At 68.3% G+C, this 20,205-nt stretch carries 22 protein-coding genes; 8 read left to right on the forward strand and 14 right to left on the reverse strand.

Annotated features, from left to right (window positions below):
* Positions 1-26: 26 nt before the first annotated feature.
* From K3M35_RS10590 to K3M35_RS10600, 3 genes are all read right to left on the reverse strand, one after another.
* Complete coding sequence (locus K3M35_RS10590) at positions 27-1,277, reverse strand: MFS transporter (RefSeq protein ID WP_024101657.1); 1,251 nt, start codon at positions 1,275-1,277, stop codon at positions 27-29.
* A 162-nt stretch (positions 1,278-1,439) separates the two neighbouring features.
* Positions 1,440-2,243: a glutamate racemase gene (locus K3M35_RS10595; RefSeq protein ID WP_006552244.1), complete on the reverse strand. Its 804-nt coding sequence runs from the start codon at positions 2,241-2,243 to the stop codon at positions 1,440-1,442.
* Positions 2,244-2,310: 67 nt separating this feature from the next.
* A complete protein-coding gene (locus K3M35_RS10600) occupies positions 2,311-3,546 on the reverse strand; it encodes an NAD(P)/FAD-dependent oxidoreductase (protein ID WP_039585347.1) in 1,236 nt (411 codons plus the stop codon).
* Positions 3,547-3,760: 214 nt separating this feature from the next.
* On the opposite strand from K3M35_RS10600, the gene K3M35_RS10605 reads away from it, so the two are divergent.
* From K3M35_RS10605 to K3M35_RS10625, 5 genes are read left to right on the forward strand one after another with little or no spacing between them, the layout of a single operon-like run.
* Positions 3,761-4,222: an Asp23/Gls24 family envelope stress response protein gene (locus tag K3M35_RS10605; RefSeq protein WP_006552246.1), complete on the forward strand. Its 462-nt coding sequence runs from the start codon at positions 3,761-3,763 to the stop codon at positions 4,220-4,222.
* A complete protein-coding gene (locus K3M35_RS10610; RefSeq protein WP_006552247.1) occupies positions 4,219-4,530 on the forward strand; it encodes a hypothetical protein in 312 nt (103 codons plus the stop codon). Before K3M35_RS10605 ends, K3M35_RS10610 begins: the two co-directional genes overlap by 4 nt.
* Entirely contained in the window at positions 4,527-4,721 is a 195-nt protein-coding gene (locus tag K3M35_RS10615; protein ID WP_006552248.1) for a hypothetical protein, read from the forward strand. The genes K3M35_RS10610 and K3M35_RS10615 overlap by 4 nt, the downstream gene beginning before the upstream one ends.
* The gene (locus K3M35_RS10620; protein WP_006552249.1) at positions 4,714-5,721 is read left to right on the forward strand and encodes a DUF6286 domain-containing Asp23/Gls24 family envelope stress response protein; all 1,008 of its coding nucleotides are present in this window, start codon (positions 4,714-4,716) and stop codon (positions 5,719-5,721) included. The genes K3M35_RS10615 and K3M35_RS10620 overlap by 8 nt, the downstream gene beginning before the upstream one ends.
* Positions 5,718-6,281, forward strand: coding sequence for a hypothetical protein (locus tag K3M35_RS10625; protein WP_006552251.1), 564 nt, complete (start codon positions 5,718-5,720; stop codon positions 6,279-6,281). The genes K3M35_RS10620 and K3M35_RS10625 overlap by 4 nt, the downstream gene beginning before the upstream one ends.
* Before the next feature lie 42 nt (positions 6,282-6,323).
* Here K3M35_RS10625 and K3M35_RS10630 read toward each other — a convergent pair whose 3' ends face one another.
* A complete protein-coding gene (locus K3M35_RS10630; RefSeq protein ID WP_039585351.1) occupies positions 6,324-7,499 on the reverse strand; it encodes an oxygenase MpaB family protein in 1,176 nt (391 codons plus the stop codon).
* A gap of 99 nt (positions 7,500-7,598) precedes the next feature.
* Here K3M35_RS10630 and K3M35_RS10635 point away from each other — a divergent pair, with 99 nt between their 5' ends.
* Entirely contained in the window at positions 7,599-8,177 is a 579-nt protein-coding gene (locus tag K3M35_RS10635) for a TetR/AcrR family transcriptional regulator (RefSeq protein ID WP_006552253.1), read from the forward strand.
* Between the two features lie 122 nt (positions 8,178-8,299).
* The gene (locus K3M35_RS10640; protein ID WP_121208909.1) at positions 8,300-9,463 is read left to right on the forward strand and encodes a serine hydrolase; all 1,164 of its coding nucleotides are present in this window, start codon (positions 8,300-8,302) and stop codon (positions 9,461-9,463) included.
* A 127-nt stretch (positions 9,464-9,590) separates the two neighbouring features.
* On the opposite strand, the gene tuf is transcribed toward K3M35_RS10640, so the two are convergent.
* From tuf to K3M35_RS10675, 7 genes are all read right to left on the reverse strand, one after another.
* Positions 9,591-10,781, reverse strand: coding sequence for an elongation factor Tu (gene tuf, locus K3M35_RS10645; RefSeq protein ID WP_064060461.1), 1,191 nt, complete (start codon positions 10,779-10,781; stop codon positions 9,591-9,593).
* Positions 10,782-10,873: 92 nt separating this feature from the next.
* Entirely contained in the window at positions 10,874-12,976 is a 2,103-nt protein-coding gene (gene fusA, locus K3M35_RS10650; protein WP_220666398.1) for an elongation factor G, read from the reverse strand.
* 146 nt (positions 12,977-13,122) lie between these two features.
* Positions 13,123-13,593, reverse strand: a complete 471-nt coding sequence (rpsG, locus tag K3M35_RS10655) for a 30S ribosomal protein S7 (protein ID WP_006552257.1) — start codon at positions 13,591-13,593, stop codon at positions 13,123-13,125.
* On the reverse strand, positions 13,593-13,967 hold the full coding sequence (rpsL, locus tag K3M35_RS10660) for a 30S ribosomal protein S12 (RefSeq protein ID WP_006552258.1): 375 nt from the start codon (positions 13,965-13,967) through the stop codon (positions 13,593-13,595). The genes rpsG and rpsL overlap by 1 nt, the downstream gene beginning before the upstream one ends.
* Before the next feature lie 324 nt (positions 13,968-14,291).
* The gene (locus tag K3M35_RS10665; RefSeq protein WP_064060460.1) at positions 14,292-14,825 is read right to left on the reverse strand and encodes a DUF3558 domain-containing protein; all 534 of its coding nucleotides are present in this window, start codon (positions 14,823-14,825) and stop codon (positions 14,292-14,294) included.
* Entirely contained in the window at positions 14,822-15,373 is a 552-nt protein-coding gene (locus K3M35_RS10670) for a DUF3558 domain-containing protein (protein ID WP_051121622.1), read from the reverse strand. The genes K3M35_RS10665 and K3M35_RS10670 overlap by 4 nt, the downstream gene beginning before the upstream one ends.
* Before the next feature lie 10 nt (positions 15,374-15,383).
* Positions 15,384-16,013, reverse strand: coding sequence for a TetR/AcrR family transcriptional regulator (locus tag K3M35_RS10675; protein ID WP_220666399.1), 630 nt, complete (start codon positions 16,011-16,013; stop codon positions 15,384-15,386).
* Between the two features lie 162 nt (positions 16,014-16,175).
* Between K3M35_RS10675 and K3M35_RS10680 the strand changes: the two genes are divergently transcribed.
* Positions 16,176-16,835, forward strand: coding sequence for a TetR/AcrR family transcriptional regulator (locus tag K3M35_RS10680; RefSeq protein ID WP_121208906.1), 660 nt, complete (start codon positions 16,176-16,178; stop codon positions 16,833-16,835).
* On the opposite strand, the gene K3M35_RS10685 is transcribed toward K3M35_RS10680, so the two are convergent.
* The 3 genes from K3M35_RS10685 to K3M35_RS10695 form a co-directional block, all read right to left on the reverse strand.
* Positions 16,832-17,992, reverse strand: coding sequence for an acyl-CoA dehydrogenase family protein (locus tag K3M35_RS10685; protein ID WP_006552263.1), 1,161 nt, complete (start codon positions 17,990-17,992; stop codon positions 16,832-16,834). The two genes, K3M35_RS10680 and K3M35_RS10685, sit on opposite strands and share 4 nt — an antisense overlap.
* A 66-nt stretch (positions 17,993-18,058) precedes the next feature.
* The gene (locus K3M35_RS10690) at positions 18,059-19,207 is read right to left on the reverse strand and encodes an acyl-CoA dehydrogenase family protein (RefSeq protein ID WP_024101667.1); all 1,149 of its coding nucleotides are present in this window, start codon (positions 19,205-19,207) and stop codon (positions 18,059-18,061) included.
* Between the two features lie 124 nt (positions 19,208-19,331).
* On the reverse strand, positions 19,332-20,126 hold the full coding sequence (locus K3M35_RS10695; RefSeq protein WP_220666400.1) for a TIGR03084 family metal-binding protein: 795 nt from the start codon (positions 20,124-20,126) through the stop codon (positions 19,332-19,334).
* Positions 20,127-20,205 lie beyond the last annotated feature (79 nt).

The following is a 20,205-nucleotide window of genomic DNA, read 5'->3' on the forward strand; positions in this document are numbered from 1 at the left end:
CCGCTCTCTGCGGAAGTGCCCGGCCCCTACGAACGGGCGGGGACGGGCACTTCCCGCATCCCGGCGGAGTCGGGCTTCGGCTTTCGCACGAGCACGCCGACCCCGGCCACGAGCGCCAGCACGGCGACGACCACGCCGTAGCCGACGGCGGTGGACATCAGGCCGAACGATCCGGCCGCCGCCCCGGCGGCCATCGCGGGCACCGAGAACGCGAAGTAGCAGACGACGAAGGTCGTTGCGAATATCCGGCCGCGCTCGTGGGGTCGGCCGAGCGAGCCGACCACGCCCATGGCCGCGACGAAGGTCGAACCCCAGCCGAAGCCGGCGACCGCGGTACCCGCGTAGTACGCCGCGACCCATCCCGTGAGGAGCGCGGTGATCACCGCGGCCAGTCCCGTCGCGAGCAACACGGCCCCGAGGATCACGATGCGATGGGGGTCGCGGCGGGCCGTGGTGGTCGCCGCGACCGTGCCCGCCGTGAACAGCGTGCCGATCGCCAGACCCGCGGCGAGGCGGTTGTCGATACCGAACACCGAGTCGACGATCGAGGGCCCCAGCGACATGTACAGCCCGCCGAGTGCCCACGCCGACATCAGACTGGGCAGGATGAGCAGATAGCGGCCCCGGACCTCACGGGGCACCGACGCGCTCGGCACCAGGCTCCGCAGGGCGTCGCGTCGCGACGGGAAACCCACCGACGGCGAGGTCTCCGGCACGAAGATCAGCGCGATCGCCAGCACGACGGCGAGAACGCCGACGACCGCATAACTCAGGACCGTGGGGAGCGGCGCGAACTGTACGAGTACGCCGGCTCCCGCCGCGCCGAGCGCGAGGCCGAGCGACGGCGCCGCGGTGTTGATCAGCGGACCGATGTGCCTGTTCGGCTGCATCTCGATCACGGCCGCCGCCAGCGCGCTCGTCGCCGCGCCCACCGCCAGACCCTGCAGGATCCGCGCGACGATCAGCCACCCCACCCCCGGGGAGGCGATGAAGACCACCATGCTCGCCGCGAGCAACAGCAGGGCCGTCACGATCACGGGTCTGCGCCCGACGTGGTCGGACAGCGACCCCACCGTCACGAGCGCCGCGAGCAGTGCGAGCACGTAGACCGCGAACACCACCGTGAGCATCGCCGCGGAGAACCCCCACATCTGCTGGTAGACGGGATACAGCGGTGACGGTGCCGACGACGACGCGGTGAGGGTGAACGCTCCCAGGCCGACCACGGCGAAACCGAACGAGCGGATACGGCCGCGGGGCTGGACGGGAGCAGTCATCGAACCTCCAGAAGGTGATCGGCGCGTTCCACGCGAGAGACGAACGGCGTGTCCCACGCGGAAACGAACGAGCGCCTCCGCGCGAATTGGTGAACACCCCTTCACCAACATACTTCGCTCGACGAAGTATTCCTCCGGCCATCCACCCGACGGCTCGGACACTCAGAGGGAGGTGGCGTCCTCGACGTCCTCGTCCCGCATGTCGCCGGGCGCCGCGAGCAGGGCGCGACCGGCAGCGAAGACCGTCGCTGCCAGCGGCAACTCTCCGGGCACACCGCTGCGGAAGACTTCGACACGGCCCGAACCCGAGGCGGGTCGCCCGAGCGCATCGATCCGGCGCAGCGTCTGCCGTGCGACGGCCTCGGCGCTGTCGAACAGGCGCACTCCGGCCGGCAGGTGTTCGATGATGGTGTCGGCGACAAGCGGATAGTGGGTGCAACCGAGAACCACACCCTGGACATCCCGAGGGGTGCGCTCGGCCGCGGAGGCGACCGCTGCGGCGACGGCCACCCGATCACCCGCATCGATGGCGTCGGCAAGTCCGTGACACGCCACGCCGACGACCTCGGACCCGTTCGCGAACTGGTCGATCAGATTCGCCTGGTACCTGCTCGCGGTGGTCGCCGCGGTGGCCCAGATCGCCACCGAATCGCACGCCGCGGCCGCGGGCTTGACCGCGGGGACCGTGCCCACCACGGGCACCGCCGGACCGAGATCGGCCCGGACGTGTTCGAGGGCGGTCACCGATGCGGTGTTGCATGGGAGCACGACCACCTCGGCGCCCCGGGCGACGGCGCGACGGGCGGTGGTGACGACCCGGTCGATCACCCAGTCCGGAGACTTCGGGCCCCACGGGGCACCGTCGGGATCCGTCGACAACATGAGGTCGAGATCGGGACGCAACCGTCGCAGCCACGCGGACGTCGGCAACAGCCCGAGACCCGAGTCGATGAGCGCAACGATCACCCTACGAATCTAGCGGGTCGCGCACGGCCGGCCCGACGGCGGTCGTTCCGGCGCGCAGCTCACTCCCCTAGACCGCCGCCGTGAGCAGCTCGTCGATCGGGGCGCCCGCAGCGATCTTCGCGCGCGACTTCATGACCAGCGCGGGCAGGCCGCCGCCCACAGCGCCGACGAACCTGCCGTCGCGCTCGTAGTACGCGAGGAACTTGCGGCCGTCGTCGCGCACGACGTGCACCGTGTCGTCGGCGGTGACCGCACCGAGGCCCTGGATCTTGATGTCGTACTGGTCGCTCCAGAAGTAGGGCACCTGTGCGGCGGCCCCGGCCTCGACGCCCATGATGGTCTTCGCCAGGACGGATGCCTGCTCGCCGGCGTTCGTCCAGTGCTCGATGCGCCTGCGCCCACCAGCCGGTACCTGCCAGGACGCGACATCGCCGACGGCCCACACGTGCGGGGTGGAGGTGCGGCCCGTGCCGTCGCACACGACACCGTTCTCGACTTCGACACCCGATCCCTCGAGCCACTCGGTGGCCGGGATCGAACCGATGCCCAGCACGACGAGGTCGACGTCGATCTCGCTGCCGTCGCCGAGGACGGCGGAGGTGACACGGCCGTCGCCGAGGACGGCGGAGGTGACACGGCCGTCGCCGCGGATCTCCGACAATCCGACGCCGGCACGCACGTCGACGCCCTCGGCGGTGTGCAGGCGGGTGACCAGAGCACCGACCTCGGCACCGAGCACCGATGCGAGCGGGGTGGGCTGCGGTTCGACCAGCACGACCTCCACCTCGCGCGCCCGCAGGCTCGCCGCGACCTCGCACCCGATGAACCCGGCACCGACGACGAGCGCGCGGGCACCCGGAACGATCGCCTCGCGCAGGGCGCGGCTGTCCTCGAGCGACCGCAGGACGTGGACCCCCGCCAGATCCGGCAGACCGGGGATGCGGCGGGGCCGCAGACCCGTGGCGACGACGAGTTCGTCGTAGCCGAGTTCGGTGCCGTCGCTGAGCGTGAGGATGCGCGACGCGGTGTCGACCGAGCGAGCCGCGGCACCGAGCATCAACTCGATGCGGTTGTCGCCGAAGAACTCGCTCGGCCGAAGAGTCGTGTCGTCGCGGTCGCCGCGCAGGACCTCCTTCGACAGGGGCGGGCGGTCGTAGGGCAGGTGCGTCTCGTCGCCGACGAGCACGAGTTCGCCCTCGTATCCGGCCCGGCGCAGCTCTTCGGCGGTACGCACCGCCGCCAGGCCGGCGCCCACGACCACGACGCGCTCCGGCGTACTCTCGGTCTCCCGCTCGTTCGACACCCTCGGCCCATCCTTCGCTTCGTCTGTTGTGACACGCATGCGCGTGCCGCGCGGTAGTGATGCATCCCACTCCGCGTCCCACGTTCTTACCAAACAGCGACGACGGGCGACAGACCTACGTCGGCCGTTAGAGTTCGAGGCACCGTGAGGACAATGGGATCCAGCACAGGATCGAGCACGGAACACGACCGGTACACCTACCTGGGAGCCCCTCATGACCAGCGACAGCGGCGCAGGTATCAGCCGCATACAGTTCGGCGCCGGAACCTCCTCCGGATCCGCCGACCCGCAGGGCCGCACGATCATCGCGGACGCGGTGGTGGCCAAGATCGCGGGGCTCGCGACCCGCGAGATCAGCGGCGTCATCGAGGTGGGCGCCGGCACCGCCCGCGTCGTGGGCGCACTGCGCGACCGCATCCCCGGTGCGCGCATCAACCACGGACAGGGTGTCGCCGTCGAGGTCGGTGAACGTCAGGCCGCGATCGACATCGGCATCGTCGCCGAATACGGCGTCGCGCTGCACGAACTCGCCGTCGCCATCCGGCACAACGTCATCGCTGCGGTCGAACGCATGACGGGACTCGAGGTCACCGAGGTCAACATCACGGTCTTCGACGTGATGCTCCACGAAGAGGCCGCGGCCCTCACCGACGACGCCAAACCCCGCGTGCAGTGAACCCCGGATCAGCAGCGCAGGCGAATGCGGCCGACCTGGTGGCGGACGCTGCGCTGTCCGTTCCCGGCGTCGTGGGTCTGCACCGCGGCGCATTCGGGGAGGTCGCCACCTATCTGCCCGGCCGACGGGTCGAAGGTGTGCGGCTGACCGATCAGCTGTGCGCGGTGCACATCGTCGTGCGGATCCCCGCCGATCTCCCGGCCGTCGCCGACGCCGTCCGCGTCCGGGTGTCCCCGCTGGTGGACGTCCCCGTCCAAGTGACCATCGAAGATGTCCACGCCGGTGAACGAGAAGGAGCCCCATCGTGAACCACACACCCGTCAGCAACACCGTCGTCGGACTCCTCGCGGGGCTGCTCCTGGCCCTCGCCGGCATCATCGGCGGGTTCAGCGGTCTGCTGTTCGCCGTGCTGCTCGGCGCGCTCGGTGCCGCGATCGGCGCCCATCGCGACGGCCACCTCGACCTCGGCGCCCTGTTGAGGAGTCGGGGCCGTGGCTGATCCCACCGCGTCCGACGTCGGGACATCCGACGACACCGGGACCGGGGTCGTTCCCCCGGGCGAACGCGGCAGCCTTGTCGTCAAGGACCGTGCGATCGAACGCATCGCCGCGGCTGCCGCGCTCGGCGTTCCCGGTGTGGTGCGGCACAGCGGAGGTGGGATCCTGCGTCTCACCGGCCGCGACCTGCCCCGGGCCGACGTCACCACCGGCGCGAAGGCCGTCGCGGTGAATCTCTACATCGCCGCCGAATGGCCGTACGACGCGGCGATGCTCACCCGCCGGGTCCACGACGCGGTCGAACGCCAGCTGAACGACCTGACGGGCATGCGGATCAGCGAACTCAACGTGCTCATCGTCGCGACCGCGCTCGTCGAGGACGGCGAGACCGACGAGGCGCAGCCACCCGTCGAGTACCTGGAATCCGACATCGTCGCGGCGCGGACCACTCCGCATCCCGACATCCCCACCGTCGCTCCCCTGCCACCGCTGGCGCCGCCCGCGGCCGCACCCGCCGCCGCGATCGTGGCGATCGCGGCGCTCGCCCTGTCGTTCGTCGCCGCCCGGGAACTGCTCATCGTCAACGGGACGTACGGCGGTGCCCCGTGGCTGCGCAACTCCTTCGAGTGGTTCGGCCGTCTGCACTGGCACACCTGGCTCGCACCCGTCGCGGGCGTCTGCCTCGTCCTCGGGATCGTCCTGATCGTCGTCGCCCTCAAACCCCGCCGCCGGACGCATGTGCCGCTGCAGGTCGCGGGGCCGGTGCCCACGGTGTGGATGCGGCGCACGGACGTCGCACGCATGTGCAGCGCCCACGCGTCCGCGCTCACCGGCGTGCGCACGGCCCGCACGGTCGTCGACCGTCGCCGTGCCGTGGTGCGCATCTCGATCGAGGACGAGACACCGGTCGACGAGATCACCGCGTCCGTGCGCGGCGCGGTCGCCCCGAACCTCGCGGCGCTCGCCGACCCCGTCGAACTCGTGGTGGAGGTGGCGCGGTGAAACTCCGTACCGTGCTGGCGAATCGGCTCGTCACCTTCCTGGCGGGCCTCGCCCTCGCCGGTGCCGGCGCATTCGCCCTGGCGTGGGTGTGGCAGGTTCCCCTAGCTCGAGAGCAACTCTCGCGTCTCGACCGTCCCCGCGTGACCGACGTCCCGGACCAGTCGTGGTGGACACCGGCCCTGTGGTCGGTCTTCGCGGGCGGACTCGTGCTCGGCATCGCGTTGCTCGCTGTCAACCTGTCGCGCCGGCGCACGTCGACCGTGCAGCTCTACGACCAGGTCACCGACGCGACCCTCGGTGTCGAACTCGGTCCCGTCGTCGACGGTGTGGCAGCCGAACTCGCCGCCCTGCCGGGCGTGCGGGCCGTGCGCGGACGCGCGGTCGTCGAACGCCACCTGCCGACGCTCTCGGTGGTGGTGCACGCCGACCCGACCATCGATGTCACCGAGCTGACGGAAGCCGCGGAGGATGCCGCCCAGCGGGTCGCGCGCGCTCTCGGCGGGGCGCACGTGGCGACGCAGGTCCTGGTACATCTCGACCCGGCTGTGGATGTCCACTGAGCCCACCCACCCCGGGCCGGAACCCATCCGGCCCGGGGTGGCTCAGCTTCGGGCCGCGTCCACGAGGTCGTGCTCGACGCTGTAGTCCACGCGCATCCGGTCCATCGCCACGTCGCGCACCTTGTACGCCCGCTGCGTGGTGCGTTCGAGGTCCGGATAGCGGAATTCCTGGACGCGGTCGACGAGCGCGAGCAGCGGCCCGACGCGTCCGAGGACGTGCTTGAGCGGGCTGTCGGGGATGTGCAGGGCGTCGGCGTCGGCGTCACCGATGAACACCCGCTGCAGCGAGTGCATCACCGTGCGGGCGACCGTCGTCCGGATCGGTGCGGTGCCCGGCAGCAGGTTGGCCAGCTCCGGGACGAGATACTGCTCGGTCAGCGCGGTGACGAAATCCCGGTCCTCGTCGCTGGGGCCGGGCGAGGTGAGCCGGTACAGGTCCTCGACCGCGATGTGATCGCGTTCGGTGCGCAGGCCCAGTTCCTCGCCCATCCCGATCACGTGCCCGACGTAGCGCCACAGGTGGTAGATGTCGTCGAGTTCGCGATCGGTGAAGCGCACCCCGAGGATCTGCATCGCCTCGACCGCGATGTGCCCGAACTCGGCCATCGTGAGCGCCATGTACGACTGCGGGATCGGCACTCCCCAGGCGTCCTCGTCCCACACCCCGCTCGCGAGAATGCCCTTGCGCACGTGGGCGTGGATCAGGCGCACCCGCACCGTGAACGCGAATCCGCCTCCGTCGCGGCGCATTCCGCCGCGAGTGAGGACGTGCCGTAACCACTCCCCGACCTCGACCGACCGCACGGCCGGCTGACTCACATAGCGGCCCGTCAGTGCGAGAGGCTTTCCGGCGATGAAGTTTCCGGCACCGCGCAGCAGCGAGGCAGCACCGAGCACCATGCCGAGGATCGGCGTGTGCCGAACGAGCGCGTCGGCGGCGTTGTCGATGCGGTCGTGGTCTACCCAGGCGGGTTCGTCGTCGAGGAAGGCGAACAGCTCTCGCAGGGATTCGGGTGCGTCGGGGACCGCCTCGACACCGTGGGTGAGTGCGACGCGCACGGCAGCCGTCGCGGAGTTCGGACCGAAGTCGTCGTTCACCACGGCGTCGGCCGGCGGGTCGGCCTGCCACATGCCGTCGAGCCAGCGCTCGCCGAGATCTGCGTATCGGCGCACCGCAAGGTCGGCGTTGACGAGATCACGTGGGATGTGTCGCTCCATGCATCCATGGAAACACGAGGAATCCTCACTTACTATTCACTTTTCATGAGCTCCCCGCGCGGCAACAGAACCGCAGGCAGAATCCCTCGGAAGCGTCCTGTGCAGCAGCGAAGTCACGACACCCGCAAGTTGCTCCTCATCTCTGCGTACGAGTTGCTCGAGCGCAGCCCCACCGCGCGGATCAGCACCACGGCACTCGCCGAGCACGCCCACGTGAGCATCGGGACGGTCTACCGATACTTCCCCGACGTCGACGCCGTGCTCGACGAACTCCGCATGACCGCCGTCCACGCGATCACCACCTCGCTGTCCACCGCCATCGGGCGGGCGATGGACCAGCAGCCGGAGGACGCCATGGCGACGGTCGTGGAAAGCCTCACCGCCGCGTTCGAGAAACACGCCGCGGTGCTCCGGGTGTCGTACACCTCCGAGGAGATCGAGTTCGGACTCGCGTGGGCCGAGGTCGAAGGTCCGCTGCGGCCGCTCGGACGCATCATCCCGGCGCGGCTGCGACCCGATCTCGACGACGCAGCACTCGACGATCTCGTGTTCATCGTGATGGGAGCGACGGCGAGCCTGTGTTCACGGATCGCCCTCTTGCGGCCCCGGAGATCCGATCGGACCCGGATGATCGCGGTGACGGCGCGGATGCTCCTCGCCGCGATCGAGAGCGCCTGACGCACGGCGCATCGTGTACGGCGCGCTCATCTCCGGGTTCGAAAACAGACCCGACGTCCTGCCGAACGGCACATACTGATCACTGTCGTTCTCACACCGTCGTCTCGACCGAGGAGAGTGCTGTGCGTCGACTACCGATCGTGTTGTCCGCCGTGATCCTCACCGTCGCGGCCGCCTGCGGCAACGACACCTCGAGCGAATCACCGCTCGCCGCAACGTCCGAAGCGACTGCGACCGATGCGACCGCTACCGGCGCGGCGCCCGCCGACGAGTTCCAGGACGTGCTCGACCGCGTCCGCGAGGAAGTCGGCTTTCCGGGAGTCGTTGCGCGCGTGGTCACCCCGGACTACGAGTGGACCGGTTCGTCCGGCACGATCGGTGCGGATCGATCGGAGGAACCCGGCCCGGACGACCACACCCGCATCGGCAGCATCACGAAGACGATGACGATCACCGCTCTACTGCAACTGGCGGAGGACGACCGCCTGTCGCTGGAGGATCCGATCGGCCGCTATGTGCCGGGCCTGCCGAACGGCGACGTCGCCACCCTAGGTCAGCTGGCCTCGATGGTGAGCGGCATCCCCAGCTACACCTTCGACGAGGAATTCCAGCAGCAACTCTTCGACGATCCGGAGGCACCGTGGACCCCGGACGAACTCCTCGACTACGTACGCGGTGACGCACCGAACTTCGCTCCCGGGGAGCGGTTCGAGTACTCCAACACCAACACGATCGCGCTCGGGCTGGTCGTCGAGCAGGTTTCCGGGCAGAGCCTGCACGAGTACTTCCGGGCGAACATCTTCGAGCCCCTGGGCATGGCCGACACCGTGATGCCCACCGACGCGGCCATCGCGTCACCGCACCTGTACGGGATCACCGAACAGGGACAGCCGGACGGGCAGACGGCCGATGCGACCGGTTGGAACCCGTCGTGGGGATGGTCGGCCGGCGCGGTGATCTCCACCGTCGACGACCTCGAACTGTGGGGCACGGCCCTCGGGACGGGCGAGGGCATCCTCTCCCCCGAGATGCAGCAGCTCCGTCTCGACTCGTTCCTGTTCGACGTCCCCGGTGCGACCGACACGCGCGCCTACGGCCTCGGGCTCGGTATCGAGAACGGCTGGCTCGGCCACACGGGCGAACTCCCCGGTTTCAACACCTACGTGGGATATCTGCCCGAGCGCCGGGCCGTGGTCGTCGCCGCCGTGAACAGCGACATCCCGACGGCCGACGGGGAGGAACCGGTGACCCCCGTGGCAAACCAGCTGAAGGAGATCGTCGGCTGATCGCTTGTGATCCAGAAACGCCGAACGGCGCCCACCCGGAGGGTGGACGCCGTTCGAGCGTCAGTGAGGACTAGCTCACTTGATGATCCCGTAGGCGGTGCCTACTTGATGATCCCGTAGGCGGTGCCTACTTGATGATCTTCGTGACGCGACCGGCGCCGACGGTGCGGCCACCCTCGCGGATCGCGAAGCGGAGGCCCTCGTCCATGGCGACCGGCTGGATCAGCTTGACGGACATCTCGGTGTTGTCACCGGGCATGACCATCTCGGTGCCCTCGGGGAGGGTCACAACGCCCGTCACGTCCGTGGTACGGAAGTAGAACTGCGGGCGGTAGTTGTTGAAGAACGGCGTGTGGCGGCCGCCCTCCTCCTTGTTGAGGATGTAGGCCTGGCCCTCGAACTCCGTGTGGGGAGTCGTGGTGCCCGGCTTGACGACGACCTGGCCACGCTCGACGTCCTCGCGCTTGATGCCGCGGACGAGGAGACCGACGTTGTCGCCGGCCTGGCCCTGGTCGAGCAGCTTGCGGAACATCTCGATGCCGGTGACCGTGGTCTTGGTCGAATCGGGGCGGATGCCGACGATCTCGACCTCTTCGTTGACGTTGATCACGCCACGCTCGATACGGCCGGTGACGACAGTGCCACGACCCGTGATGGTGAAGACGTCCTCGACGGGCATGAGGAACGGCTTGTCGGTCTCACGGACCGGGTCCGGGATGGAGTCGTCGACGGCCTGCATGAGGTCGACGATCGACTGGACCCACTTCTCGTCACCCTCGAGAGCCTTGAGAGCGGAGATCGGGACGACCGGAGCGTTCTCGTCGAACTCCTGCGAAGCGAGGAGCTCGCGCACCTCCATCTCGACGAGCTCGAGGATTTCCTCGTCGTCGACCATGTCGGCCTTGTTCAGGGCGACGAGGATGTAGGGAACGCCGACCTGGCGAGCGAGCAGCACGTGCTCACGCGTCTGGGGCATCGGGCCGTCGGTGGCCGCCACGACCAGGATCGCGCCGTCCATCTGGGCGGCACCGGTGATCATGTTCTTGATGTAGTCCGCGTGACCCGGGGCGTCGACGTGCGCGTAGTGGCGCTTGTCGGTCTGGTACTCGACGTGGGAGATGTTGATCGTGATACCACGAGCCTTCTCCTCAGGTGCCTTGTCGATCTGATCGAAAGCGAAGCTCTCGTTCAGGTCGGGGAACTTGTCGGCAAGCACCTTGGTGATCGCAGCCGTGGTGGTGGTCTTGCCGTGGTCGACGTGACCGATGGTGCCGATGTTCACGTGCGGCTTGGTCCGCTCGAACTTCGCCTTCGCCACTGGATGTCCTCCTGGACTGTTGTTGCTTGCTGTATGCAGCAGTGCGGTTTGTATTACTTGGTCGTGCAGGTGACCGAGGGATAACCCGGAGGCTACTCGCCGGTCGCCTTGGCGATGATTTCCTTCGCGACGTTCGAGGGAACCTCTGCGTAGGAATCGAACACCATGGAGAAGTTCGCACGACCCTGGGTCTTCGACCGCAGATCGCCGATGTAACCGAACATCTCCGAGAGCGGAACCAGCGCCTTCACGACACGGGCACCACTGCGTTCCTCCATGGCCTGGATCTGGCCACGGCGGGAGTTCAGGTCGCCGATCACTTCACCCATGTAGTCCTCGGGCGTGGTGACCTCGACCGCCATGAGGGGCTCGAGGATCACCGGGGCGGCCTTGCGGGCCGCTTCCTTCAGTGCCTGCGAACCGGCGATCTTGAACGCCATTTCGGACGAGTCGACGTCGTGGTACGCACCGTCGATGAGGGTGACCTTCAGGTTCACCAGCGGGTAGCCGGCGAGCACGCCGTACTGCATGGCGTCCTGGGCACCCGCGTCGACCGACGGGATGTACTCGCGCGGGATGCGACCGCCGGTGACCTTGTTCTCGAACTCGTAGGTCGCGCCGTCCTCGCCGACGAACGGCGAGAGGCCGATGATGACCTTTGCGAACTGGCCCGAGCCACCGGTCTGCTTCTTGTGCGTGAACTCGAGCTTCTCGACCGGCTTGGTGATCGTCTCGCGGTACGCGACCTGCGGCTTGCCGACGTTGGCCTCGACCTTGAACTCGCGCTTCATGCGGTCGACGAGGATATCGAGGTGGAGCTCGCCCATGCCGCCGATGACGGTCTGGCCGGTCTCGTCGTCGAGTTCCACGGAGAAGGTCGGGTCCTCTTCGGCGAGCTTCTGGATGGCCGTCGACAGCTTCTCCTGGTCGGCCTTCGACTTCGGCTCGATGGAGACCTGGATGACCGGGTCCGGGAAGGTCATCGACTCGAGGACGATCGGGGCGTCCTGCGCGCACAGGGTGTCGCCGGTCGTGGTGTCCTTCAGGCCGATCATCGCGTAGATGTGGCCAGCGACCGCCTCGTCGACCGGGTTCTCCTTGTTGGCGTGCATCTGGAACAGCTTGCCGACGCGCTCCTTCTTGCCCTTGGTCGAGTTGAGCACCTGGGTGCCCGAGTCGATCCGGCCGGAGTACACGCGGACGAAGGTCAGCTTGCCGAAGAAGGGGTGCGCAGCGATCTTGAAGGCGAGAGCCGAGAAGGGCTCCTCCTTCGAGGGCTTACGACGCAGTTCCTCTTCTTCGTTACCGACCTGGTGGCCGATGACGTCGCCGATGTCGAGCGGGTTCGGCAGGTAGTCGATGACCGCGTCGAGCATGGGCTGGATGCCCTTGTTCTTGAAGGCGGAGCCGCACAGCACCGGGTAGAGCTCGGAGTTGACGGTCATCTTGCGGATGGCCGCCTTGATCTCGGCGACGGTGAGCTCCTCGCCGCCGAAGTACTTCTCCATGAGCTCTTCGTCGGACTCGGCGACCGTCTCGAGCAGCTTCTCGCGGTACTCGGCAGCCTTGTCGGCGAGCTCCGCCGGGATCTCCTCGACCGTGGCCTCGGTGCCGATGTCGGTGGTGCCACGCCAGGTGAGCGCCTTCATCTCGACGAGGTCGACGACGCCGTCGAAGGCATCCTCGGCACCGATGGGGAGCTGCAGGACCAGCGGCTTCGCGCCCAGGCGATCGATGATCGTCTGCACGGTGAAGAAGAAGTCCGCGCCCATCTTGTCCATCTTGTTGACGAAGCAGATGCGCGGCACGTCGTACTTGGCCGCCTGCCGCCAGACCTGCTCGGACTGGGGCTCGACACCCTCCTTGCCGTCGAACACGGCAACCGCGCCGTCGAGCACGCGCAGCGACCGCTCGACCTCGACCGTGAAGTCGACGTGGCCGGGGGTGTCGATGATGTTGATCTGGTTCTTGTTCCAGAAGCAGGTCACAGCAGCGGAGGTGATGGTGATACCACGCTCCTTCTCCTGCTCCATCCAGTCGGTGGTCGAGGCACCGTCGTGCGTCTCACCGATCTTGTAGTTGACACCGGTGTAGAAGAGGATGCGCTCGGTGGTGGTGGTCTTGCCGGCATCGATGTGCGCCATGATGCCGATGTTGCGGACCTTGTTCAGGTCGGTCAGCACTTCCTGTGCCACAGGTAACCCCGCTCGTAGCTCGTGTCGGTCCTTGGGTGCGGACCACATGTTCTTGTGTTGTCAGCCGGCCTTTACGGGACCGACACAGTTGTGCGAGCAGCCGACCGGGAGGTCCGCGATGACGGCATCTCCCGGTCGGCGACGACTCACCAGCGGTAGTGCGCGAACGCCTTGTTGGCTTCAGCCATCTTGTGCGTGTCCTCGCGGCGCTTCACGGAGGCGCCGAGGCCGTTGCTCGCGTCGAGGAGCTCGTTGGCGAGCCGCTCGACCATGGTCTTCTCGCGACGCTGACGCGAGAACGTCACCAGCCAGCGCAGTGCGAGCGTGGTGGAACGACCGGGGCGAACCTCGACCGGCACCTGGTAGGTGGCACCACCGACGCGACGGCTGCGGACCTCGAGGGCGGGCTTGACATTGTCGAGCGCGCGCTTGAGGGTGACGACCGGATCGGTACCGGTCTTCTCGCGAGCCTGCTCGAGCGCCTGGTAGACGATGCGCTCGGCGGTGGACTTCTTGCCGTCCAGCAGGATCTTGTTGACCAGCTGGGTGACCAGCGGCGAACCGTAGACCGGATCGGCGATCAGCGGGCGCTTGGGAGCGGGACCCTTACGTGGCATCAGCCCTTCTCCTTCTTCGCTCCGTAGCGGCTGCGGGCCTGCTTGCGGTTCTTGACACCCTGGGTGTCGAGCGAGCCGCGGATGATCTTGTAGCGCACACCCGGGAGGTCCTTCACACGACCGCCACGCACGAGCACCATCGAGTGCTCCTGGAGGTTGTGGCCCTCACCGGGGATGTAGGCGGTGACCTCGACCTGGGAGGTCAGGCGCACACGGGCGACCTTACGGAGAGCCGAGTTCGGCTTCTTCGGGGTGGTGGTGTACACGCGAGTGCACACACCGCGACGCTGGGGGCTGCCCTTGAGCGCCGCGCTCTTGACCTTGGCGGCCTTGTCGCGGCGGCCCTTGCGGACCAGCTGATTGATGGTTGGCATTAACCGGCTTTCTTCGTTGTCTGAAGCTGCTCACTTCGAGCAACCTCGGCTGTTCTGAAATTAGGGATCCATCGGTTGGGGCAAGAAAGCTGCTGCCCCGCACTCGCCCCTCGTGTGCACACGAGGTCGGGTGTGTCGCGTACCCCCACACAGGCAGCCGGGGGCTCGCTCCTGCAGATATCCACAGACCGCGCGCACGGCACTACCTCGCATAGGCACACAGACCGGCCCGGGCATGCCGGACACGACCCACAACGATACCCGGCGTGCGCGCATGAGGTCAAAGTGAGAAGCGCGCACCCTCCCGAGGATCCGCACACACCGTCAACTGCTGAGGTTCAGTGTGAGCCGGGCCAACGTAGCAGCAGCTTCACACGGGTCCGCTCCCCCGGAGGTGTACTGCACCCACCAGCCGAAGATGCCGGTCGTCGACGCCCCGGAACTGACCCCGCACGACAGCGGATCGCCGGGTCGGCGCATCTGCAGTGCCCGCCGGCCCTCGATGGTCGTGTTCTCGATCTCGTAACCGAGTCCCTCGGCGGCGGCGCGTTCGTGGTCGAGGGAACCGGTCTCGAACCAGTTGAAGGTGACCTTCACTACTCCCGTGGGTCCCTCACCGTCCCAGCGGCAGATCGCACCGAAGAATCCGCGATAGACGTAGTCCGCGCCCACGGCCTCGGCGATCTTCTCGTCGGCGACGGCATCGCACTCGGTGAGCAGCCGGGTGAACTCGGCGCCCGTGCCGCCGCCGATCCCCTCCGGGACGGCCCGCCCCTCGATGGTGCGGGTACATCCGGTGAGCAGAGCACCCGTCGTGAGGACGGTCGCGAATGCGGCGCACCAGCGGCGGGCGTTCACTTCTGCACCCTTTCCACACTCGTGGTGGCCAGGCCGCGAGCGACGACGCAGGCGTCGGCGACGGGCGTGAGGTTCGAGTACGAGACCGACCAGTGGACGAAGTCGCCGCCGAACTCCACGCCGATCTCGCACAGCGTCGTCTGCCCCAGCTCGTTCTGATAAGACCCCATGAAACCCGACCGTCCCCCGATCTCGACGTCGGCGGCGGGCCGGCCGATGAGATCGGAGCCGGCGCGTTCGCGGCCGATGGGACTTCCCCGGTACCACGAGAAGCTCACGCTGGGGCCGCCGACGTAGATCTCCCACTCGCAGCCCACCGAGTTGCGCGTCACCGTCGTGAAACTGCCGAGACCGAAAGCCGCCGCCACCTCGTCGTCGGACATCGCGCCGCACTCGTCGAACAGCGGGCCGGGGTCGGTGACGGACGCGGTCGGCGAGGTCTCGACCTGTCCGGCGTCGTCGGAGTTCCCGCACGCCGCCGCACCGAGACCCATGAGACCGACCGTCGCCACGGCAGCCGCCGTCCTTCCGATGCGCGGGAGAGGCATGGCGGGAAGACTACCGAGCCGGGCCCACCTGTGTGCGACGACTCGAGGACTCCCGGAGCACCTCGTCGAGCTGCGCGGCCCAGTGACGGACGATCTCCCGCCGGCGGGCCGAGTCGTCGGTCAGCACGTCGGCCAGGCCGAGGCCGCGCGCGAGATCCAGGGTCGCCTGCACCGTCCGGTGCACGACCGGGTCGGTGTCGTCGGCACCGAGCTGCTCGACGGCCACCGCGTGCGAGACACGGCCGAACTTCTCCTCGAGCGGCAGGAGCATCTCGCGCAGAGCCGGATCGGCCGCCGCGGCCGTCCACACCTGCAGGGCGGCCTTGAACATGTTGCCGGTGCATTGGTCGACGATGCGCTCGACCACCGCCTCCGTGCGGCCGACGCCCTCGGGCACGTCGAACGGTTCGGTGCGGACCCGCTCGATGCGACTGTCGAACATGAACTCGAGCGATGCGGTGATGAGATCCTCCCGGGTCGGGAAGTGATGCTGGGCGGCCCCGCGCGACACTCCTGCCCGCTCGGCGACCACACTCACCGCGGTTGCGGCCCAACCGGATTCGACGAGGCAGTCGATCGTCGCCTCGAGCAGTCGCCGCCGCGTGGCGCGGCTGCGGTCCTGCTTCGGTTCTCGCGCCATCGGGACTCCTGTTCCTGCCTGTCCTGTCACGACCCCGTGGTCACGACCGTTCCGTCACGACTGATCTTCCGCCGAACGGGTATTCGTGCGACCCCGAGACCGTACGCAAAGGTCATCATCCGTACACTCGTATAACAGGTCGGGGGGAAAGGGGAGCACCACGTGGCGACCACCGTCAGGCGCGAGGACTACTTCGACGCCGCGCTGGCCATCCTGGCCACCAACGACCATGCCGGACTCAAGCAGGCACGGTTGTGCAGTCACCTCGAGGTGACGACCGGCTCGTTCTACAACTATTTCGAGAGCTGGGCGCAGTTCAAGACCGAATTCCTCCAGCACTGGCTCGAGAGCCAGACGCTCCAGCTCGCCGCCGCGGCGCGCCTCGAGGGTTCGATGACCCGGCGGCTCCGGTTGCTCGTCGAATTCGCGTGCAGCCTCCCCCACTCCGCCGAGTCCGCCATCCGCGGTTGGTCGCACAGCGACTCCGGCGTCCACGAGGTGCAGAGCGAGGTCGACGACCTGCGGTACGCGGTGGTGGCCGAAGCGGTGGCCCAGTACCTCGGTTCGAGGGACCAGGCCGAGCGGTTCGCGCGGCTGGCCCTGTACACGCTCGTGGGCTACCAGCAGACCGTGCCGCTGCAGGACGTGAGCTCGTTGCGGTGGTCCCTCGCCTATCTGCTGGGGACGCTGCTCCCAGCGGAGGAGGCGACCGGTTTCTTCCCGCCGGATTCCTTCCCGCCGAACATCGGAACCTCCGGGTTCGAGGTGTCGAACCCCGAAACCTCGAACCCGGAAACATCCGACTCGGAAGCGTCGGCCTAGTACGACTTCGGCAGGCCCAGCGAGTGCTGGGCCACGAAGTTGAGGATCATCTCCCGGCTGACCGGCGCCACGCGTGCGATGCGCGCGGCGCCGAGCATCGCCGCGAGGCCGTACTCCCGAGTGAGGCCGGCACCGCCGTGGGTCTGGATCGCCTGGTCCAGCGAGGCGATCGCAGCCTCACCCGCGGCGTACTTGGCCATGTTCGCGGCTTCGGCGGCCCCGAAGTCGTCGCCGCTGTCGTAGAGGACGGCGGCCTTCTGCATCATGAGCTTGGCGAGTTCGAGCTCGATCCGGCGCTGCGCCAGCGGGTGCGCGATGCCCTGGTGCGCACCGATGGGCTGCTTCCAGACGGTCCGCTCGTTGGCGTAGCGCACCGCGGCGTCGAGGGCGTACCGGCCCATACCCACTGCCATCGCCGCGCCCATGATCCGTTCGGGGTTCAGTCCGGCGAACAGCTGCATGAGCGCGGCCTCCGGCTCACCGACGAGTGCGTCGGCGGGAAGTCGGACGTCGTCGAAGAACAGGGAGAACTGGTAGTCCGGCTCGAGGATGTCCATCTCCATGGGCGTCTTCGTGAAGCCCGGGGCATCGGTCGGCACGATGAACAGGGCCGGACGGAGCTTGCCGGTCTTCGCGTCCTCGGTGCGGGAGACGACGAGCACGGCGTCGGCCTGGTCGACACCGGAGATGTAGACCTTGCTGCCGGAGAGGATCCAGTCGTCACCGTCGCGGCGCGCGATCGTGGTGATGTTGTGCGAGTTGGATCCGGCGTCGGCCTCGGTGATGCCGAAGGCCATGATGCAAGAGCCGTCGGCGAGGCCGGGCAGCCATTCCTGCTTCTGAGCGTCGGTGCCGTACTTGGAGATGATGGTGCCGCAGATCGCCGGTGAAACCACGACGAGCAGCAGCCCGGCGCCCTTCGCGGAGAGCTCCTCCTGCACCAGCGCGAGTTCGTAGATGCCGGCGCCGCCGCCTCCGTACTGCTCCGGAAGGTTCACGCCGAGGAAGCCGAGCTTGGCCGCCTCCGCCCACAATTCGGTGAGCGGCTCGTGCGCGCGCGACTTGGGAAGTACGTAGTCGACGTAGTTGTAGCGCTCGGCCAGAGCCGCCACCGCAGCGCGTAGTTCCTTCTGTTCTTCGGTCTCGATGATGCTCATGGGATGCCTTCCGGGTCGGGTGAGAGGACGCGCGGCCGTGGACGGTCGCATGAGGGAACAGGTGGGTCAGGCGCCGTAACCCAGCCGCTTGGCGGCGAGTTCGGTGAGGATCTCTGTGGTGCCACCACCGATGCCGAGGATGCGCATGTCGCGGTACTGCCGTTCGACCTCCGATTCGGCCATGTACCCGAGGCCGCCGAACAACTGAACCGCCTGGTCGGCGACCCATTCGCCGGCCTCGACCGCGGTGTTCTTCGCGAAACACACCTCGGCGATCAGGTCGGTCTCTCCCGCCACGGCGCGCTCGGTGACGTGCCGCGTGTAGACGCGCGCGACGTCGACGCGACGCGCCATCTCGGACAGGGTGCGCTGCACGGCCTGGCGGGTGATCAGCGGCCGGCCGAAGGTCTCGCGGTCGCGGCACCACGCGACGGTCAGGTCCAGGCACCGCTGCGCACCCGAATAGGCCTGGGCGGCGAGGGCGATCCGCTCGGAGACGAAACCCTGTGCGATCTGCCAGAATCCGGTGTTCTCCGCGCCGACGAGGTTGGTGACCGGTACGCGGACGTCGGCGAAGGACAACTCGGCGGTGTCCGACGCGCGCCATCCCATCTTGTCGAGCTTGCGGGAGACGGTGAAACCCGGTGTGCCCTTCTCGATCACGAGCAACGAGACTCCCCCGGCGCCGGGACCTCCGGTGCGGACGGCGGTGACCACGAAGTCGGCGCGGCATCCCGAGGTGATGTAGGTCTTCGCGCCGTTGACGACGTAGTGGTCGCCATCGCGCACCGCGGTGGTGGTCAGATGACCGACGTCCGATCCGCCGCCCGGTTCGGTGATCGCGAGGGACCCGACGAGTTCGCCTGCGAGAGTGGGCCGTACCCACTTGTCGATCTGATCGGGATCGCCGGCCGCGATGAGGTGCGGCAGGGCGATGCCGCACGTGAACAGTGATGCGAACGCGCCGCCCGAGGCCCCCGCCTCGTGGAACGCCTCGCACACGGTGAGCGTGTCGGCGCCGTCGCCACCGGAACCGCCGACCTCCTCGGGGAATCCGGCGCCGAGCAGGCCGATCTTCGCGGCCTCGACGTGCAGTTCGCGGGGCAGTTCGCCGGCGCGCTCCCAGTCGTCGAGGTGGGGCAGGATCTCACGCTTCACGAAACCGGTGACGGTCTCGCGGAGGGCGAGACGCTCGGGGGTGGTCCACATGCTCACGATGTCTCCGATGGTGTTTTCGGTCGAGGATGGTGTTTCGGTCGAGGATGGTGTTTCGGTCGAGGATGGTGTTTCGGTCGAAGATGTCTCGGCCGGAGGTGTCTCGACTGTGGGGCGGGCGGTCTCAGGTGGCGGACGAGCCGGGCTCGCGCCCGGCGCCGGGGGCACCGGCGAAGGCCTGCGCGAGGCCGAGCCATTCCTCCGCGTCCGGGCCATCGGCGACGAGGGCGGTGTCGTCGCGGTGGATGCGCTGGGTGACGAGCAGGCAGAAGTCCAGGGCCGGGCCGGTGACCGACTGCGCGGCGTCCTCCGGACCCCATTCCCAGCTGTCCCCGTCGGGGGCGGTAAGCACGACGCGGAACGGCTCGGCCGGGGGCTTCCGGTCGCGGATGACGTACGCGAAGTCGCGCGTCCGCACCCCCAGGTGCGCGACGTTCTTCAGGCGCGCGGTGGGCGTGCGGGTGACACCGAGGGCGTCGGCGACGTCACCCCCGTGCGCCCAGGTCTCCATGAGCCGCGCGGTCGCCATCGACGCCGGCGACATCGGCGGTCCGAACCACAGGATCTTCGTACCCCGCGGGAGTTCGGCGAGCGCGTCGGCGAGTTCGCGGCGGGTGTCGCGCCAGTCGGCGAGCAACTCCGCGGGCGGCCGCCCCGCCTGTTCCTCGGCACCGACGTCGACGAATCCCAGCGGGTCGCCGAATGCCGCTTCGACCATCTCCACGAAGGCGTCCGGGTCGCGCACGGCGGTGAGCGCCGCCCGGTCGGTCCACAACAGGTGACCGATCTGGTGAGCGATGGTCCAGCCCTCCGCCGGGGTGGGCAGTGCCCAACTCTCGTCGGGCAGGGTCGCGACGAGAGCGTCGAGATCGTCGCCCTCCGCGCGGAGATCGTCGAGCACGATGTACAGATCGGACATGCGGCAAGCGTCACACGCCACAGCCCCAAAATCAAGCACGTGTGATTGTTTTTTGCGGCAGGCGTCGTTCGTGCTCGTC

Origin of the sequence: Rhodococcus sp. DMU2021, from assembly GCF_019641445.1 — a bacterium.
In the GTDB taxonomy this organism is placed as follows: Bacteria; Actinomycetota; Actinomycetes; order Mycobacteriales; family Mycobacteriaceae; genus Rhodococcus; species Rhodococcus pyridinivorans.

Excerpts from the sequence above, each read along its gene's own strand:
- K3M35_RS10590 (WP_024101657.1), bottom strand. The coding sequence starts at position 1,277 with ATGACTGCTCCCGTCCAGCCCCGCGGCCGTATCCGCTCGTTCGGTTTC.
- K3M35_RS10670 (WP_051121622.1), bottom strand. The coding sequence starts at position 15,373 with ATGCCTCTCCCGCGCATCGGAAGGACGGCGGCTGCCGTGGCGACGGTC.
- K3M35_RS10675 (WP_220666399.1), bottom strand. The coding sequence starts at position 16,013 with ATGGCGCGAGAACCGAAGCAGGACCGCAGCCGCGCCACGCGGCGGCGA.
- rpsG (WP_006552257.1), bottom strand. The coding sequence starts at position 13,593 with ATGCCACGTAAGGGTCCCGCTCCCAAGCGCCCGCTGATCGCCGATCCG.
- K3M35_RS10605 (WP_006552246.1), top strand. The coding sequence starts at position 3,761 with ATGACCAGCGACAGCGGCGCAGGTATCAGCCGCATACAGTTCGGCGCC.
- K3M35_RS10630 (WP_039585351.1), bottom strand. The coding sequence starts at position 7,499 with ATGGAGCGACACATCCCACGTGATCTCGTCAACGCCGACCTTGCGGTG.
- rpsL (WP_006552258.1), bottom strand. The coding sequence starts at position 13,967 with ATGCCAACCATCAATCAGCTGGTCCGCAAGGGCCGCCGCGACAAGGCC.
- K3M35_RS10695 (WP_220666400.1), bottom strand. The coding sequence starts at position 20,126 with ATGTCCGATCTGTACATCGTGCTCGACGATCTCCGCGCGGAGGGCGAC.
- K3M35_RS10685 (WP_006552263.1), bottom strand. The coding sequence starts at position 17,992 with ATGAGCATCATCGAGACCGAAGAACAGAAGGAACTACGCGCTGCGGTG.